This window comes from Shewanella carassii, from assembly GCF_002777975.1.
In the GTDB taxonomy this organism is placed as follows: Bacteria; Pseudomonadota; Gammaproteobacteria; order Enterobacterales; family Shewanellaceae; genus Shewanella; species Shewanella carassii.
Map to the genome: position 1 here is coordinate 116,471 of NZ_NGVS01000029.1, position 18,152 is coordinate 134,622.

The 18,152-nt window shown below is 50.9% G+C and carries 17 protein-coding genes; 8 read left to right on the top strand and 9 right to left on the bottom strand.

Translation table 11 applies throughout. The features are described from left to right. Window positions 1–4: 4 nt before the first annotated feature. The 5 genes from CBE72_RS14610 to coaD form a co-directional block, all read right to left on the bottom strand. Window positions 5–1,726 carry an ArnT family glycosyltransferase gene (locus tag CBE72_RS14610; protein WP_100144495.1) on the bottom strand — a complete coding sequence of 574 codons (1,722 nt, stop codon included), beginning with the start codon at window positions 1,724–1,726 and terminating at the stop codon, window positions 5–7. Beyond that, window positions 1,726–2,400: a TVP38/TMEM64 family protein gene (locus CBE72_RS14615; RefSeq protein ID WP_100144562.1), complete on the bottom strand. Its 675-nt coding sequence runs from the start codon at window positions 2,398–2,400 to the stop codon at window positions 1,726–1,728. The genes CBE72_RS14610 and CBE72_RS14615 overlap by 1 nt, the downstream gene beginning before the upstream one ends. A 1-nt stretch (window position 2,401) precedes the next feature. Further along, on the bottom strand, window positions 2,402–3,133 hold the full coding sequence (locus tag CBE72_RS14620) for a glycosyltransferase family 2 protein (protein ID WP_100144564.1): 732 nt from the start codon (window positions 3,131–3,133) through the stop codon (window positions 2,402–2,404). A 198-nt stretch (window positions 3,134–3,331) separates the two neighbouring features. After that, on the bottom strand, window positions 3,332–4,825 hold the full coding sequence (locus CBE72_RS14625; protein ID WP_100144497.1) for a capsule assembly Wzi family protein: 1,494 nt from the start codon (window positions 4,823–4,825) through the stop codon (window positions 3,332–3,334). Between the two features lie 5 nt (window positions 4,826–4,830). Further along, a complete protein-coding gene (coaD, locus tag CBE72_RS14630) occupies window positions 4,831–5,322 on the bottom strand; it encodes a pantetheine-phosphate adenylyltransferase (protein WP_100144498.1) in 492 nt (163 codons plus the stop codon). Between the two features lie 390 nt (window positions 5,323–5,712). Between coaD and CBE72_RS14635 the strand changes: the two genes are divergently transcribed. From CBE72_RS14635 to CBE72_RS14660, 6 genes are all read left to right on the top strand, one after another. Next, window positions 5,713–6,666, top strand: a complete 954-nt coding sequence (locus CBE72_RS14635; RefSeq protein WP_100144500.1) for a polysaccharide pyruvyl transferase family protein — start codon at window positions 5,713–5,715, stop codon at window positions 6,664–6,666. Window positions 6,667–6,869: 203 nt separating this feature from the next. Continuing rightward, entirely contained in the window at window positions 6,870–8,087 is a 1,218-nt protein-coding gene (locus tag CBE72_RS14640) for a glycosyltransferase family 4 protein (protein ID WP_100144502.1), read from the top strand. A 24-nt stretch (window positions 8,088–8,111) separates the two neighbouring features. After that, window positions 8,112–8,486: an HAD hydrolase family protein gene (locus CBE72_RS14645; RefSeq protein WP_100144504.1), complete on the top strand. Its 375-nt coding sequence runs from the start codon at window positions 8,112–8,114 to the stop codon at window positions 8,484–8,486. Between the two features lie 153 nt (window positions 8,487–8,639). After that, window positions 8,640–10,079, top strand: coding sequence for a phosphotransferase (locus CBE72_RS14650; RefSeq protein ID WP_157929094.1), 1,440 nt, complete (start codon window positions 8,640–8,642; stop codon window positions 10,077–10,079). Continuing rightward, the gene (locus tag CBE72_RS14655) at window positions 10,076–10,801 is read left to right on the top strand and encodes a glycosyltransferase family 2 protein (RefSeq protein ID WP_100144509.1); all 726 of its coding nucleotides are present in this window, start codon (window positions 10,076–10,078) and stop codon (window positions 10,799–10,801) included. The genes CBE72_RS14650 and CBE72_RS14655 overlap by 4 nt, the downstream gene beginning before the upstream one ends. A gap of 36 nt (window positions 10,802–10,837) precedes the next feature. Next, on the top strand, window positions 10,838–11,800 hold the full coding sequence (locus CBE72_RS14660; protein WP_100144511.1) for a WavE lipopolysaccharide synthesis family protein: 963 nt from the start codon (window positions 10,838–10,840) through the stop codon (window positions 11,798–11,800). Window positions 11,801–11,899: 99 nt separating this feature from the next. On the opposite strand, the gene CBE72_RS14665 is transcribed toward CBE72_RS14660, so the two are convergent. The 3 genes from CBE72_RS14665 to CBE72_RS14675 are packed head-to-tail and all read right to left on the bottom strand — an operon-like array spanning window position 11,900 to window position 15,146. Continuing rightward, complete coding sequence (locus tag CBE72_RS14665; RefSeq protein WP_100144513.1) at window positions 11,900–13,009, bottom strand: glycosyltransferase; 1,110 nt, start codon at window positions 13,007–13,009, stop codon at window positions 11,900–11,902. Further along, on the bottom strand, window positions 13,006–14,076 hold the full coding sequence (locus CBE72_RS14670; protein WP_100144515.1) for a hypothetical protein: 1,071 nt from the start codon (window positions 14,074–14,076) through the stop codon (window positions 13,006–13,008). Before CBE72_RS14670 ends, CBE72_RS14665 begins: the two co-directional genes overlap by 4 nt. A gap of 23 nt (window positions 14,077–14,099) precedes the next feature. Further along, window positions 14,100–15,146, bottom strand: coding sequence for a glycosyltransferase family 9 protein (locus CBE72_RS14675; RefSeq protein ID WP_100144517.1), 1,047 nt, complete (start codon window positions 15,144–15,146; stop codon window positions 14,100–14,102). Window positions 15,147–15,231: 85 nt separating this feature from the next. Between CBE72_RS14675 and CBE72_RS14680 the strand changes: the two genes are divergently transcribed. Continuing rightward, on the top strand, window positions 15,232–15,948 hold the full coding sequence (locus CBE72_RS14680; protein ID WP_100144519.1) for a 3-deoxy-D-manno-octulosonic acid kinase: 717 nt from the start codon (window positions 15,232–15,234) through the stop codon (window positions 15,946–15,948). Here the strand turns inward: CBE72_RS14680 and waaA are convergent. After that, complete coding sequence (gene waaA / locus CBE72_RS14685; RefSeq protein WP_100144521.1) at window positions 15,934–17,205, bottom strand: lipid IV(A) 3-deoxy-D-manno-octulosonic acid transferase; 1,272 nt, start codon at window positions 17,203–17,205, stop codon at window positions 15,934–15,936. The two genes, CBE72_RS14680 and waaA, sit on opposite strands and share 15 nt — an antisense overlap. 119 nt (window positions 17,206–17,324) lie before the next feature. Between waaA and CBE72_RS14690 the strand changes: the two genes are divergently transcribed. Beyond that, the gene (locus CBE72_RS14690) at window positions 17,325–17,969 is read left to right on the top strand and encodes a TetR/AcrR family transcriptional regulator (RefSeq protein ID WP_100144566.1); all 645 of its coding nucleotides are present in this window, start codon (window positions 17,325–17,327) and stop codon (window positions 17,967–17,969) included. Window positions 17,970–18,152: the final 183 nt, after the last annotated feature.

Below are 18,152 nucleotides of genomic sequence, written 5' to 3' on the forward strand. Positions count from 1 at the left end.
AAGACTATTCCCGCATCCACTGTCCCGGATACGGCGTGTGGTAACTGACCATGGTCTTGGGAGCCTGACACTCGGGTAAACTCGCCGATGCCCCAAGTAAATACCACTCCTCTCTGTGGGCTGTGCCCACGTTCTGGCCCTTGCTCATATCAAAGCAATCAAGCGTTATCCCACCGGGAACCAGAAGATAGCGTTGTTTACCTTGTTGCAGCCACTGCCAGGCCCTGCGCTCCTGCTCGGCAGTGGAAGCCAGATAACTGAAGTGGGTAATACTCATGGGAGAAAACAGAATAAACTGCTCCTTAAAGCGGATCAGCCCAAGCTCGGCATCTTCACCTATCACCTCGGCAGTGTACTGCATCAAGGCCTTGGGAGTACGTATTTCATCGAGCAACAGATAACCCCAGGTGCTGACCAAGACCCAACCAAGAATAGTCACCACACCGGAGCGGAGCAGCGAAGGCTGCTTCCTTAACCACCAAATCAAAATTAGCCAGGAGGAACCGAGCACCATAAACAGGTAGCCGATACCAGTGAGATCATCGGTATAGTCCGCCAGTCTCTCGAGCAATTTGGGATGGTGCAGCAATGCCAGCACGCCCAGAGTCAGCAGCAAGACACCCAACAACCACAACAAGGCGGACACCAAGCGCTCAAACCACAGACACAACTGTGCTCCCTGCAGTGTTGCGGCAATGGCCAGCGCAGCCATCGGCAGTGCCGGCAAAATATAGACATTACGCTTACCTGGGCTGATGCTGAAAAACACCACCACCAGCAAGACCCATAACAGCAAGACGGCAATGCCTGGATCTGCCTTGATGGCTGTCCAGAGTCGCTTTCCGTAAGCCAATGCCAATAGGGGCAGCGGGAACCAGAGCCAGGGAATGACACTGAAAACAAAGAAATACCAAGGCTTGATATGATGCCAGGCGTTGACGTAACGCTCACCCGTCTGCTTAAACAGAATATTGTTCATATATGCCAGGTGTTCCGGGCTGGCCGATGCTTGAACCGTCAGCACCATGGGAACCAACCAGAGCGCAATTACGGCCAGCATAACAATCGGCCCCAATACTATTCGCCAGCGCCAACTCTCTCGCCACAAGCCCTTTTGCCAACTGTACACCCCCAACGGCAACAGCAGCAGCAAGGGCAGAAACCCAACTCCCTTGGTGATAACTCCCAGCCCCATAAAGCCCCAAGCGGCAAAATACCAGCCCCAACTGGGTCCCTTGAGGAAATGGCGCAAGAGGCCATAGCACCCCAAGGTTATCCAGCACATCACCATGGCATCTATCTGGGCATTCTTGGCCTGCATCAAAAACTGCGGCACCAACATCAGTAGCAGAGCGGCGTTGCGCCCGGTGCGAACATTCCAAAGTCTGGCGCCCAGATCGTAGACCAGCATCACGGTCAGCAAACCACACAGGGCATTGGGCAGTAAGAAGGCCAGCTTGAGGTCTCCAATCAAGGCGTAACAAAGTGCTATGGCCCACATGAAAACCGGCGGTTTGTCCGGATAGAATTCGCCACCACGGCTGGGAAACAACCACTGACCGCTGCTGACCATTTCTCTGGCGACTTCGACAAATCTAGGCTCGTCGGCAGGCCAGGGAGAGCGGAATCCTATTCCCAATAACATAATAAACAGGGTCAGCCAGAACAGTGCCCAAAACACTTTTGTGTAATCATCACTGTCAAAGTAGCTACGCAGCCAATTCATCAAAGCCCCTGTTTATCTGTAACCAAATCATCCACCTGACGGCTCAGGCGATTACGGTAAAGGTAAGTTCCTATGGCGCTGGAAAGCAGCAATAACACCAGGCTGATACCGAGTTGATACTGATCAGACAAGCCCAAGCCGGCTCCCGCATAGGCAAAGATCAGCATCTGCGGCAGGTAGCCGATGAAACTGCCGATTAAGAAACCGCCCGCAGGCACCCGGGTTGCCCCGGCGAAAAGGTTGGTCAACAGGTTACTACCAACAGGTAACAGCCTGATCATTAAAACTTTAAGCCAGGTGCGATGAATGATCAGTTGTTCAAAACGTTGCAGCCGCGACCCAAAGCGCTTCTTTAGAAACTCGCGCACCGTCAAACGGGCACAATAAAAGCTGAGGAGACACCCCGCCAAGGCGGCAAAGGTGGAAAACAGGGCGCCCACAGCCCCCCCAAGCGCGAAGCCGAAAACAAATGCGATGATCTGCCTCGGGCCGCCCACAGCGGTAAACAGAGCGCCCACAGCAAACAGTAACGCCACTCCGGCAGGCCCTTGGCGATGAATAAAGTTGGCAACCCAATTACTGTCGGTGAGATGCTCAAACCAGCCGGCCTGAACGGCCAACATCAGCCCAAGCAAGACAGAGAGCAACAACAGTGTCTTTAGCAGGCGCTTCAGCTTAGTCCCGGCGGCTGTATTCAATGCTGTCTATCTCGGCTATTTTGGCACGGCGAATCAACCACATCACCCCGAGGATATCGACTATTCCCACCCAGAGTCGATTCCAGGCGGTATATTTGGAAATACCGGCTTGTCTGTCTCTGTGATTAACCACAGAAATACGCACGTCACCGCCCATGCGGCGGATAAGCGCCGGAATATACCTATGCATATGGTTGAAATAGGGGAGTTTCAGAAAACTGGCTCGTGGAAACAGTTTAAGACCACAGCCGGTATCCGGGACGCCATCGTGCAATAAGGCATCGCGTACCCTGTTGGCAAAACGGGATTGAAAGCGTTTCCAAGCCGTATCTTTACGGTGCTTTCGATAACCAGCAATGCAAAAATCAGCACTGTTCATTTCCGGGATCAGCCGAATCATGGCGGGAATGTCGGCAGGATCATTCTGACCATCGGCATCCAGGGTCACTATATATTCCCCCTTGGCCTCGCGCACACCAGTGCAGATAGCCGTGCTCTGGCCTGTACTGCGTTTATGGCGAATAACTCTGGCATCACAGCCGTTTTGCTTTGCTGTTTGCAACACTTCTTCGGCAGTGTTATCGCTGCTGCCATCATCTACAACCAGAATTTCAAAAGGGGTTGTACTTGCCAAGGCCTGACAGATTTCATTAATGAGAGGGCCTATATTGCCGGCTTCGTCTTTGGCGGGTATTACGACTGAAATCAAAAATAAGCTCCCGGGATACTGACCTAAAAACAGTTCAAGCCTATGTTCCATAAGCTTGAACTGCAGCATAGAAGTCGATTCTTAAGGCTAAATTATGTCAATGCCACCTTTTGCGCAACCATTAAATCCAACGCCAATAACATTTTAATTACAGGCATAAAAAAAGCCGGCTAGGCCGGCTTGGGGAGATGTTATTTCTCAGAATCTGTATTCGTAACTGCCAAATAGGCTGGCATCGGTATCGTTATCAGTATCGAATTCTGAACGGGAAGCGGTTCCCCCAAAAGTCATCATCCCCTTCAACAAGGGCATACGATAGCTGAGTTCCAACATCAGTAAATCTTCCTTGGCGGGTTTGGGGGCCCAACCATTATTTCGGTTTTTACCGTCTTTGTTGAGCTGAGCATAGCGCAGGTAGGCGTTAATACCATGGCTGTCGGCAAATTGACCCACCAAGCCCAGAACGTAGACCTTGGCATCGCTGTCATAGGTAGAACCCAAGGAACGTTTGTAATAACGGGAACCACTCAAATAAGTGCTGTGCTCATAGAAACAGTTGAACACATTGGGATCACCACCACAGGCAACCAGAGTATCCGTATACTCAAAGAACAGCTTATATTGTTGCTGCGCCAGGTTGAAGCGAGTATCGGCCCCCATCAGCACAGCGCAGTCGGCAATCTGCCATGGCGCCGAACCACTGGAGTCCTCACAGGTGCGCTCCAGATAGAGACCAAAAGGCACATTAAACAGGGTATCGGCATAACGAACGTCGAAACCTGCCATCTGGTTACCTATCTTGGTATTCATTGAAGGGTCGCAGTTCGGGTCACCATCTGCACACTCGGTTCCACCGGAAATAGCATCCCAGAATGAACCAAAGCCGCAATCTTGGCCCTCTCCACAGAATTGTGTGGTCCAGGAAAGGCCTATTTCCAACTGTTTGAAGGGCCTGACACTGCCGCGCATGTTCCACAGCAGTGTGTCTTCAACGGCTCTGTCGTCATTCATCCAACTGACACCTGCGGTTAGGGTCCAGGGGCCAATCCAGGATAGCCAAGGGGTTTCAAAACCGGCAGCATTATTACGACTGAGCATAACTGACGGCATAGGGCGGGCATTGTTTGACTTGTGCAAGGCCGAATCAAACCCCGGGCCCCACCACTGCTGCACAGCGCCTGCGGTCACTATCCAGTTGCCCAGCACCAACGCCATGTAGGAGTCATCTAAACGAGCACTCTCATCGTCTTGGGCATCGAAGGCACCGGTTCCCGCCGCCTTGAAGGCAAAACGTTCTCCAACATATTCGTAGGAGGCACTCAGTTGTCCCTTCTCACGGTAGTCAGAGCCAAAATGTTGAAACCGGGCGGCATCCGAGGCAGCCGTCGCCTTGATAACAGCATTGCCACGATTTTCTATCGCCTGACGATAGTAAAAATTCACTCTGGAAAAAGCATCTGTCAGCGCAGGAGTGAGGGTTGCCGGCTCAACCTTGGCCAAATCGGCACCGATACCGGCCCACATCAAGGGATAGGTATTGACCGGAACCGTGATTACCCCGGCATCGGCCAGCGCTTGTATATCGGCTCTTAAATAAATGTCGGAACTATCGACCCAAGGTGCCGCATGACTTGCTGCACTCATACCTAGACCAATAGCCACTACAAAGCTCTTGTACAAAAGACTTCTCATTGAACTTAACTTCCTTGCTTTTTGATTCGGGTAACCAAGGCTTTGGCAACATCCGGATGAACAAATTGACTGACATCGCCGCCATGTAGCGCAACTTCTTTCACCAGGGTCGATGAAATAAATGAGTTTTCTTCAGCCGGAGTCAAAAAGACACTCTCCAGCTCAGGGTGGAGTCGACGATTCATATTGGCCAGTTGGAACTCATATTCGAAATCAGAAACCGCGCGCAGACCCCGAACCAACACATTGGCACTCTGTTCTTTAGCAAAGTCCACCAGTAGCCCGGTAAAGCCAACCACCTCGACATTGTCCAGATGTGAGGTCACCTTGTTGAGCATGGCGACCCTTTCTTCCAGAGTGAAGCAAGGCTGCTTCGATGGACTGGCCGCTACGCCTATCACCAAGTGAGAAAACAGTGCCGCGGCACGTTGAATAAGATCCGCATGACCATTGGTAACGGGATCAAAAGTTCCGGGATAGATGGCGCGTGTGAGCATAAGGATACCGACGTAATATTACTCGAATACAGAGGCCAGATCCTAACCGCTCACACAGTGTTTGTGAATACGTATTAGGCGTCTAAGTCATAGCACTCTATCTTCACATCCTATGTAGAAAGTCCCATCATAGTGGTGGATGCCGAATGGCTTTAAAACTGCATAAACTAAATTTTATTGTCATAGATGAGTGATTTAGTTGGCGCTCCAGCCAACGACTGATGACCAACATTAAGATGCTCACTCTAAATATCATAACCAATTAAAAATGATACAAATAGTCAATTATTGTGAATGATGTTCTGTAAAGTGCAAATTGTGACCATATCCATGTCATCTCATAAAAATAGTCAATATACTCGGTTAATTTGAAGACTTAGGCGTATATTTATGCAGTATATAGCGCATTTTGACCCAAGTATTGGCAGTAGCAACTTGGGAGACCAGATTATCAGTTTGTCGGTAAAACAAGCTCTAAGTTCAACATTGGACAACATACATCTTATTAGCTTTCCAACCCAATTAAAGCTAAATCGGACAGCAGTCAGAACCATTGCTAAAACCGATATGGCCATTGTTGGCGGCTCGAACCTCTTATGTCCGAGTTTACTAAACTATCGCCAATGGAAAATAGGGTTATTGGAGGCCTTGACGCTAAAAAACACTATGTTATTTGGCGTTGGTTGGCATAGTTACGGTAAGGAAGCGGATAAATTCAGCCAATTTATTTATCGTAAGCTTTTGAATAATGGTAACTATCATTCGGTACGGGATGAATACACTAAAAAACAATTAGAAAGAATTGGAATCCCCAATGTTATCAATACAGGCTGCCCTACTCTTTGGGCATTGACGGAAGAACATTGCAGGGAAATAAATACCGAAAAGCAATTGAATGTGGTATTCACATTATCCGATTGGCGCAAAAACCCCGAAAATGACTTGAAACTGTTAAGGCTTCTAAAAAAACACTATGACCAAGTGTATTTCTGGCCTCAAGGAAAAGGAGATTTAGAGTATTTACATAACCTTGAGTCTGATATAGCTAATGTTGTGATATTAGGAGCCAGTGTTGCGGCATTTGATAAACAGATGCAGACAAGAGACTGTGATTACATCGGAACTCGTCTACATGGCGGTATTCGCGCCTTACATCACAAGTGCAGAAGCTTGATCTTGGGTGTGGATAATCGCGCCATTGAAATGCAAAGAGATTTCAATATCCCAGTTGTCGCTCCTGAAGACGAAAGTGCAATCGAAAAGTGGATTCTCTCACCACAAACAGTAAAAATAAATTTGAACTGGCAAAATATCCAACTTTGGAAGCAGCAATTACAAAATTAAGCTTCGAATCGCGAACGCAACATACAGTTACAAATAACACCAGAAAAAGCAAAGACACCGAAATAATTTAGAAACATTAAAAACAATGACACTACCTTAATATCTTATAACAAACACCAGTGTCTTAATTTGAATATAAATTTTGAATTGCCAGCCTTGGCTATCTAAAATGCCAACCCTAAGCAGCAACAGGGTTGAGTTTGATGAGTAAGTTAAGAGTGGCACTCTTGGTTGATGAGTATTTTGGTGGTGCCAAAACAAAGTTTGGTGGTTATGGTTTTCTTGCCAGGAATTTAGTTGCCAAATATCTTCCTGACAATGATATCGAAGTCGAAGTGCTACTAAAAAAGGACTGCGGTAAGGTCAGGCTCTTTCCCAAATGTTATATTATTGATGGCATCAGAGTCTATAAACTAGCCGCCAGAGCATTTGATATTGTTAACCACCTATTTCTCAAAAGAAAAAAGTATGATGTTTTTTTGTCTATTGAAATGACGACTCATTCATACCGTATATTCAGTAAAGCCCCAGGTAAAAATAAGAAGTTGCTGTTTTGGATTCAGGATCCACGCCCCACTTATGAATGGGATGAAATAAATACCGTCAAGCTGTTTCCAGAACCCTGCTATTGGGATCAACAAGTCTATGATTTTATAAATCAATACGCCAAGACAGGGAATGTTCGTTTCATCAGTCAGGCCAGATGTTTAGATCAAAAGGCCAAAGACTTGTACCGTCTGCCGGCCAATACCGAGATCCAGTATCTGCCCAACCCTATTGAAATAGATGAAAATTTCGACCCAGATTGTCATAAAAAACAAGATAATATTTTGTTCCTCGGGCGGATAGAATCCGTAAAACGCGGTTGGTTATTTGCCGAAATTGCTCGTGCCATGCCGCAGTACCAATTCTATATGCTGGGGCAAGCACACAGACAAGCCGATGAGAACAACGCCGTGATGGCCAAGTATCAAGACATACCCAACCTGCACTTTGTCGGTCACGTTGAAGGCGAGCGTAAAAATCAGCTGCTGAAAGACGCCAAGTTGCTGGTCAATACCTCTATTCATGAAGCCTTACCCGTGTCATTTCTCGAAGCCTTGTCATACGGAACCCTATTGGTCAGTTGTCAAAACCCGGATGAATTGACCCGTCGCTTTGGCATTTATACCGGCAAGGTTCTCGGAGATGGTTTTGACCAATTACCTCTGTTCATCGAAGGAATTGAGCAACTGCTGCAGAATGAAGCCAAACGCCAAACCTTGGCTAAAGAAGCTATCGCCTACATCAAAGAGGTACATCATCTGGACAAGTTCAAACACGATATGTCCAGCGAGATACGGGCAATGGCATCACAAAGCAACCAACAGGTGCAAAGTCCGCAAGTAACTGGCTCAGCCAAGCCCCGCACAGTACAATAAGGTTTTTATCCTATTGGGGCAGAGATGAAACGACTCATAGTCGACCTTGATGGCACGCTGACTCTAGGTGACAGCAAGGACTATAGCGCGGTGTCGCCGCGCTTGGATGTGATAGCCAAACTGCGTGAATATCAAGCGCAAGGGTTTGACATTGTTATCTCAACCGCTCGCAATATGCGCACCTTTGAGGGGAATGTCGGTAAAATCAATATCCATACCCTGCCGGTGATCACCGCTTGGCTCGATAAGCACCAAGTTCCCTACGATGAAATTCTGGTGGGTAAGCCTTGGTGTGGCCATGAAGGATTTTATATTGATGACCGTGCTGTCAGACCTTCTGAATTTGCCGAGTTAAGCCGGGAACAGATAGAAGAGTTACTGGAAAACGACAAAGCATAGGGCCAAGGCATGTACCTGATAACTTCTGCAGCACTCGTGGCATCTGAACTTCAGTCGGAATTCGGACCACTGCCGCCCTGTTTTTTACCGGTAGGTAATAAACGGTTATTTCACCATCAACTGGCCCTGCTTCCAGAGGGTGCAAGGGTGGTGATGACACTGCCCGAGGGTTTTGTTCCAGGGCCCTATGACACCCAGGCATTGGCAAAAAAGCAGGTGGAACTTCTGTATCTGCCGACACACTTGAGTCTGGGAGAGTCGATAGTCTATGCCCTTAATCTGCTGGAATTTGCCGCGGCAGAACCCCTGTATGTACTGCATGGAGATACCTTGTTCGATGCCCTGCCACAGACCCCGGATCTACTCGGCCTGAGCCAAGTTGAAGACAACTATGATTGGGCCGAATTCAATCCAGATACCGGCATGCTCAATAAACACCATAGTGATCAACCACCATCTAGTGAATTGATCGCCAATGGTTTTTTCAGTTTCTCTGCGCCCAGAGCCCTGATCCGCCATATTACCCAATGCAAATGGGACTTTATCGCAGGACTCAACGGCTATATTGCCGAAAAAGGCCTCACCCCCAAGCGCTTCGAGCATTGGTATGACTTCGGCCACAGTCATACTTACTATCAGTCCAAAAGCCGAATGACCACCCAGAGAGCCTTCAATGAGATGTCGATTCATGGGCAAGTAGTCAGTAAATACAGCCACAAAAAGTACAAACTGGCCGCCGAAGCCAACTGGTACACCGAGCTTCCAGGGCCACTGCGCAGTTATATCCCGCAATTGCTTGGCACCCAGGAAACCACTGAATCCTTTGGCTACAGCATAGAATATCTGCATCTGACAGCGCTCAACGAACTGTATGTCTTCAGCCAACTTCCAGCCTTTGCCTGGCGTAAAATACTCAGAGCCTGCAGCCAGTTTATCAAGGATGCTGCTAGTCAAAAGGCGCAACCAAAATCGACTCTAGATGGCTTGTTTATGGCCAAGACCCGCTCACGCCTCAAGGAGTTTGCCAAACAAACGCCGCTGGCTCTCCACCAGCCCATCGTTTTTAACGGCCAACTCAGGCCCAGCATCTATCAACTGGCCGAAGCGACTCAGGCGAAACTTCCTGGTGACAGTGGTCAACTCAATGTGCTGCATGGTGATTTTTGCTTCAGTAATATTCTCTACGACTTTCGCACCTGTAATATCAAGGTGATAGATCCTCGCGGCATAGACGGCGACGAGCAGCAAACCATATATGGCAACAGCCTCTACGACATCGCCAAACTGGCCCATTCTGTGATGGGACTGTACGACTCCATTATCGCCGGCTATTTTCGGGCACAGCTCGACGGTCAAGCGCTCAACTTCGATATTGCGGTGACAGAGAGACGGGAACAGATCATGGCCGATTTCACCCAACTGATGGCCAGTGAATTCGGTGTCAGCGAAAGCCAGCTCTACGCCATGCAGATCCAGCTATTTCTGTCCATGCTGCCACTGCACAATGACAGACCCGACAGACAATTGGGCTTTATCGGCAATGCCTATCGCCTGTATGATCGCCTGCAAAGCTGCACAGGAGCCCAATTATGATAGTCATCCCCATGGCCGGACTCAGTTCCCGTTTCTTCAAAGCCGGCTACCAGGAACCCAAATATATGCTGCCGGCCCATGGCAAGCCTTTATTTGACCATGCGCTGCTGAGTTTCAGCCGTTATTTTGCGACCATGCCGTTTCTATTTATCGTGCGCGATGTCTATAACACTCCAGAGTTTGTTGAAAAACGCTGCCGGCAACTGGGGATCAAGGATTACCGTATCGTCTCGCTCACTGAAGCGACTCGAGGACAGGCCGAAACCGTCTATTTGGGGTTAACGGATGTCGACCCGCAAACTCCGCTGACCATCTTCAATATCGATACTTTCCGCCCGGACTTTAGCTTTCCAACCATCACAGAGCATTGCGACGGCTATCTTGAAGTGTTCAAGGGTGAAGGCAGTAACTGGTCATACGCCAAACCTGCCGCTGTAGATTCGACGCTCGTCGTTGAAACCGCAGAAAAAAGGCCGATTTCCGATCTGTGCAGTACAGGTCTGTACTACTTTCGCCATGCCGCCGATTTTTGCGCAGCCTATACCCAGGAGGCCGCCAAGCCCGCCAGCGAGTGGCAAAAGCAGGAGCTGTATATAGCGCCTTTATACAACTACCTGATAAGTCAGGGTAAGCAGATCCATTACCATCTGATTGAACGCGATGAAGTGATTTTTTGTGGTGTTCCTGAAGAATATCTATCCCTGTTGGCCCAGGCAGATTAGCCAGGCTCCTTTCGACGACAATTCAGACGCTTAATTATGGCAATCAATTTCAGCGATATCACAGTGGTAGTGCAAGGCCCAGTTCAAAGCTACCAGGAAAGGGCCCAGGAAACAGGCATTACCCATAAGTGTTTGCAAAGCATCAGAGAGCACCTGCCCGGAGCCAAGATTATTCTCTCCACCTGGGAGGGGCAGGATTGCAGTGGACTGGAGCCGGATCTGCTGCTGCTCAATCAGGACCCGGGTGGCAATATAGTGGCCTATGATGCCGCCGGAAAACCGCAAAAACTCAACTTCAACCGCCAAATTGTCTCCTCCGCCGAAGGGCTTAAACGGGTAGAAACCCGCTATGCCGTCAAACTGCGCTCGGACAATTTCCTGACCGGCAACGGTTTTGTGGCAGCCCAGGGCAAGTATCCCGTCCGCAATGCCATCGACAGCTATTTCCAGGAAAGAGTCGTAGTCAATACCAGCTACTTTCGGCGTTATGCCGAAGGGCAGAGAGTCGTCAGGCACCCGAGTGACTTTTTCCACTTTGGGCTCAAGGAAGATCTGTTGAAGATATGGGACCTGCCACTGTTTGCCGATCTCGAGTACAACCCTTCGAGAAGCGACCAGGCGCAATATCATGGCGCCCCTTTGACCTGCCCCCATGCAGAGCAGATTTATTGTGATATCTGGCTGAGACGCCTGGATCCCGCATGGCCCAAGCTGGAGCACAGGCACCATTTTGATGCCGCTATGGATGAGCAGTGGGATAGATTTATGGCTTCAAATCTACTGGTGCTGGAGCCTGAGCAGATTGGGCTTGGTCTGATAAAGCGCTTTATCCCCAAGAGCAAGCGCCCCAACGAGATGAGTCATCTCGACTGGCAACTGCTCTACCAGCGCTATTGTGACCCTAAGTTTCCAGCTTCCAAACTGGCCCTGTTCAGTGCTCTGGGATGGCGACGCATGCTGAAAATGCCTTTCAGCTACCTCAAGTTCAGACTCGGTTAACGGGTTCTGGCAAATAGCCCTTGCACGCCAGAGAGCCGGCCGGTTTCGTTCGTATAATCCTAAATAAAAAGGGCCGAATCAGCCCTTTTTAAATATTTGTTACTCTGAGTCAGGCCCGTTGAGTAATGCCAGATATTGCTCAGCAACCCGCTTGGCACCCACTTGCTGCAGTATCTCGGCCGAAGCACAGTCCGGATAATCATTCAGCGCCGCATCCATGGCCTTGGCCAGCGCAGCAGGTTCCCTACGGGGTACCAGATAACGGCTAAACTCCCCGGTTAAGATCTCTTTCGGGCCATGACGACAATCGCTGCTCACCACAGGAGTTCCCACTGCCAGTGATTCTATCAATACCGTTGGCAAGCCTTCATAGTCGGAACTGAGCACCAACAGACGGGCATTTTTGATCCAGGGGTAGGGGTTGGTCTGGAATCCCGGGATGATCACCCTGTCGCTGACTCCAAACTTATGCGCCGCCTTGAGTGCCTTCTTCTTGTTGTTACACAACAATACCAATGGCATAGGGTTTTTCATCTGCTTCATGGCAGCAAAGAGCACATCGTGGCGTTTCTGCCGGGCAAAACGGCCGACATGGATCATATAATCCCCTGTCGGCATATCTGCTGGCACTTGTTGTGACAAGGCCTGGATCTTGTCCAGTTCAAACGGATTGTAAATAGTCTGCACCGAAGCGGGCTTGATCCGGCCCACTTGCGTGATCTCCCCGGCAATCCCTTTGGAAACCGTCACCAATTTCTGACCATTGAGCGCCTTCTTGGCCTTGAGCATACTCAGGTAGGCAAATGGCCCCAACTTGCGCTGCCTTTGCAACTCCTCTTCAATCGAGTTGTGCACTATGCAGTAGAGTGGTGCCACACAGGCGCGAGTCATCAACAGGTTGGTCTTGTCCAGATTGGAGAGAAACAACTCGAATGTGCCATATTGCTGCTGTAGTTGTGCAATCCAGCTCTGCACTCTGGCAACCGATGATTTCAGGCGCCAGAAACTGTCGATATTGCGCTCTTTGGCATCGAAACAGAAATGCACTGCCAGGGCGGCGGGCACTTCGTGGTGACAGTCGTTATGCAGCACCAGCAGATGAGGCTCGTGTCCCATCTGCTTCAAGCTCGTGGCCAGCGTCAGCATTACTTTTTCGGCGCCGCCACCGGCGAGACTGTCTATGGCAATGGCGATTCTTCTGCCTGTCATGCTTGATTCTCCAGCAACGCCTTAAGCGCATCTATAGTGAGCTGTAGCCCGTTCATGTTCGGTTCTGCGGCCATGGCTTGTTGCAGCTTCTGGTCCATATCCGGCGACAACAGCGTCTGTACTGCCGAACTCATCTGTTCGGCCTCGGCCTGCAGCACCAACCCCTTGTCTGAACAGACACGAATTCGCGCCGGCTGATCTTTTGACACGGCAACGGCCAGGGTATTTTTACGCAGTGCTATGGCCTGCAGCAGGGTATCACCGCCACTGAGAACCACCGCGCGCGAGGCCACCAGCAGATTGATAAATTCGGCATTGGCCAACGAGGAAATAGCTATGACACCGGGAGCCTGCGGTAAATTCTTGGGATAATTGGGACCAAACACCATCACCACAGGGATCCCCGAGGCTTGGTAACAAGCCTCGGCGGCGGCAAAGAAATAATCGGCTGCCAGCTTGTCATTGAGTTTATGGCCGCCGGAACCGGCATTGAACAGCAAAAATTCGCCCTCATTCAAGCCATACTGTTGCAGCAAAGTCTGCTGCCGCGCTTCATCCGGCGGGGTAAATACAGGGCCGATACACACAGGTTCCGGCTTACCAATGAGCTTTAGCTTGATACTTTCCCAGGCGCTGATAGGGCCGATAACAAACTCAGGCTGTACGACCAAGTGGCTGTCTGTGACCCTGGCGCGCCCTATTTTCATACCCCGGCTGCGCTTGCGCTTGTGCTGGCTGAAGAAGATCACCTTGGCCCCCAAGTTGTGGGCATGGCTCAGTTGTGACTTACGGCCTGAGGCATCAAACAGCACCACATCGGGAGCAAATTCATCCATGATGCTGTTGACTGCCTTGACCTCCTTGGTGGGCGTCCGGGCCAGCAAATCTGCCGGATAGGGACAAGAGTTGGCGTAGGGAGCTTCCCGGCTGAGAACAAAGCGAATATCAGCTTGTGGCCAAACCCGCTTCACTTCATCGGCGATGATCAAGGAGCGCATATACTCACCCATGCCTTCGGCAGAAGACACGGGCACAAACAAAAACTTTACTGCGGATTGGGCTGTCATAGGCTTATTCATAGAATGATACTTCAAAGACGAAAGTCGGCGACCACGCGATCGAACATGCTGCACACCTGCTCCACAGAGATCAACTCCATCAGATGTTCACCTTTGGCTCGGGTGCCCCAAGGAACCTGATGTCCCGGGAACTGCTGCGCTATCGCTTGCTCATATGCACTCACCACATATTCCTTCCAAGTGTATGGCCCGGTGCGCCCGGGGTTGGAATGGGCATAGAGACCGATAACCGGCGTCGCTTGGGTCACCGCCATATGCGCCGGACCAGTATCCGGAGCCAACACAAGGCTGGCCCGCTCCAGCAAAGCCAGCAACTGCACCAGAGATGTTTTGCCAATCAAATTAGTTGGCTGCTGCTGACACTGGGCACTGATGTCCTCAGCCAGCTGTTTTTCCAATGCACTTGGGCCACCGCAGAGCAACACCTTGAACCCGCGTTCAAACGCATGGTTGGCCACGGCGGCATACCGCTCCGGCAACCAGTTGCGTTCGGCCTTACTCGCCGCCGGGCAGATGATAAAGGTCTTGTCACCATCAGCCACCCACTGACGAGCAAAAGCCTTATCCTCTTCCGGCAGCGGGATATGCCAGCTGGGGCTCAAATCTGTTACTCCCAATTTGGCGGCGAAGCCCATAAAGCCTTCCAATACATGGGGCGTGGCCAGCGGGGCCACCTGTTCATTGGTCACCAGCCACTGCCCTTCTTTGGCCCTGGCCCGGTCAAACCCTATGCGCACTTTGGCGGGGATCATCAATGAGGCTATGGTAGCCCGCAGCGCCACCTGCATGTGCAACAGTACATCGAAGCGACGTCCCTTGAGCGCCCGCCGCAGATAGAGATAACTCTTCCAGCCTTGGCTTTTGTCGAACACCACAAACTCAACTCCGGGCAGGTGCTTGAGCAGCTGATATTCTATCTTGCCTATCACCCAGGTGATGGCCAGTTGCGGGTACTGGCGCTGAATCGCCTGCACCATGGCTACGGCATGACAAACATCGCCAATCGCCGACAGGCGCAGCAAACAGAGAGATTGAATTTTCGCGGGGTCAAGGCTCATGGACAGAATCGGCTTCTTGGGTGCAAACCCCAGATCTTAATGTAGAATAGACCCAGGTTCCACGCTTATAACGAACAAATAGCCGATGCAGATTAAAAACACCGCCAAGGGTTGCCTGGCTCTCAGTCATTCAGCTCCTCAAGCCCTGGATCAAGCCTGGTTTAACGAGTCTTTTTGGCGGCAACAGCAAGCAATTGTCGGCTCATCCAAGGGGCGTTACACCACCTGGTTTGTCGAGCATGAAAAACAGCAGTGGGTATTGCGTCACTATTGGCGCGGCGGCTTGATGGAAAAGTTCAGCAAAGACGCCTACCTGTTCACCGGCTTCACCAAGACCCGCGCCGTGGCAGAACTGGCGCTCTTGGAGCAACTCTTTGAAGAAGGTTTACCCGTGCCCGAGCCCATTGCCGCCAAAGTGGAACGCTTCGGGCTCTGGTACCGGGCCGACATCCTGATCCGCCGCATTCATGGTGCCGAGGATCTGGTGGCTCTGCTGCAAAAAAAGGCCATGTCCCGCCCACAGTGGCAACAACTCGGCGCCTTGATTGGCCGTTTTCATCAGCGCGGTGTCTACCATGCCGATCTCAACGCCAAGAATATTCTCAGCAGCGACCAGGGCTTTTATCTGATTGATTTTGACCGAGGTGAGTTGCGAACCCCGGCCGATGGCTGGCAACAGGCCAATCTCAGTCGGCTGCTGCGCTCCTTCAACAAGGAAAAACGCAAACAACCCGAGCTGCAATTTACCGAAGAGAACTGGCAGTGGCTGCTGGAAGGCTACCGCGGCTCAGCGAGTGCCTGACAACAAGGCCTGAGCCAACTGCAACTGCTTCTGCAGTGCACCTCTGTTGTTGCTAACCACTTCCAACCCGGCTTGGGCGGCGCGGTGTCTCGCATCGCCGTCCTGTAACAGTGCCGTTATGCCACTCGCCAGCGAGGAAGCATCTTCAACTTGCTGCAAGGCTCCGGCATCTTGCAGCAGACGGGTTATCTCGGCAAAGTCCCAATGATTGGGGCCAACAAATACCGGCAAACCCAAGGCTGCCGGCTCCAGCGGATTATGTCCGCCATTGGTGATCAGGGTGCCGCCGACAAAGGCCAGATCGCCGCAGGCATATAACCCGAGTAACTCCCCCATGGTATCCCCGAGCAGCACCTGAGTCTCGGCAGCTAGCCCTTGGCCGCTGCTGCGCCGCACATAGGCAAGCCCGGCCTGCTTGATTGCCGTGGCGGCATTATCGAACTGCTCCGGGTGTCTCGGTACCATGATCAACAAGGCCTCTGGCCACAGTGCCAACAGGCGTTTATGGCACTCCAGCATGGCGGCAAATTCCCCTGGATGAACACTGCCGGCAACCCATACCGGGGACGAGGCGCGTCCCCACAACTGCCTTTCGCCCCTGGCCCTGGTTATCTTGTACTGATCCAGCTGCAGGTCGAACTTGAGGCTGCCGCAAACACTCAGCTTGTCGTCGGCAACCCCGAGGGCGATAAAGCGTTCGGCCTCGGCTTGGGTCTGTACGGCTACCTTATCCAACAGTTGCAACATGGGCAGGCTAAGCCCGGCCCACTTTTGGTATTTGGCGGCCGACTTGGCTGACAACCTGGCATTGGCCAGCATGATGCCGGCGCCCTGTTTTTTGGCCTGATGCAGCAAGTTAGGCCAGAGTTCGGTTTCCATCACAATCAGGTTGGCAGGCTGGAGCCTGTTCAGAAAACGCCGCACACACCAGGGAAGATCGAACGGCAAATAACAGTGTTGTACTTTGTCGCCAAACGCCTTGAGTACCTCGCGGGAACCTGTGGGACTGGTGGTCGTTACCGTGACAGATAAATCAGGGTTGGCTAGCATCAGCGCCTTGATCAGCGGCACCGCCGCCAGGGTTTCCCCCATGGAGACTGTGTGGATCAACAAGTCTGTCGGCCTGGCCTTGAACAAGCCAAATCGCTCACCCCACCTGCCGCGGTAATCCAGGCTCTTCAAGGCCCTAAATGCCAGGTAGAGCAGCAAGAGTGGCGACAACAGATACAGCAAGAGTGAGTAACGGCTAAGGTTCATTGGCGGGATAATTGAGTTTTGCCTGATGGATTGTCACAATGCTAGCATAATACCCGAAGCAGCATAACCAAGAGCCATTCGCCGGATTGCGGATGATGCCGCAACTATTTAGGACTCAGATGAAAACCCGCGATAAAATCATCCAGGCCAGTCTGGAACTCTTCAACGAACACGGCGAGCGCTCCATCACCACCAATCATATCGCGGCCCATCTGGGAATAAGCCCGGGCAATCTCTATTACCACTTCCGCAACAAGGAAGACATTATTCGCTGCATCTTCGCCCAGTATGAAAATCATCTGGAACTGGGGTTTCAACCCTATGAAGACAGGCAAGTCGATGTCGAGTTGTTGATTGGCTATTTCGATGCCATGTTCTATACCCTGTGGCAATTTCGCTTTATGTACGCCAACCTGGCCGACATCCTCAGTCGCGATGAGACCTTGAAAAAGCGCTATCTGGAAGCCCAGCAAAAGGTGCTGACCCGCTCTAGCCACGTGCTGCAACAGTTGTGTCAGGATGGCTTTCTGCAGCTGGAGCAAGACAAAATCTCCAGCCTGGCCGATACCATCAAGATGATAGTCAGCTTCTGGATCAGCTATCAGCTGACCCAATCCAGCATAGCCAATATCACCAAGTCTTCACTCTATGAAGGCCTGCTCAGGGTGCTGATGATCTTCAAGGCCTACGCCACCCCCAGTTCCACCTCGACCTTCGAGCGCCTGGAGCAGCACTACCAAACTTTGGCTCACCAGCAAGACTAGCGCTGCAGCCTTGGGCATCTGTCATTCAGGTGCCCTTCTCTCTCAGCTTCCTTAGTTTTTCTCATCTGAAACAAGCACTAGCCCTAATCTGATTTATCCCTACTGGACCAGCTTAAAAAAGAGTGTTGAGCCATTGGCTTTAGGGTTAAAATGCCACCACTCCAATAAACAGAATAATCCAAT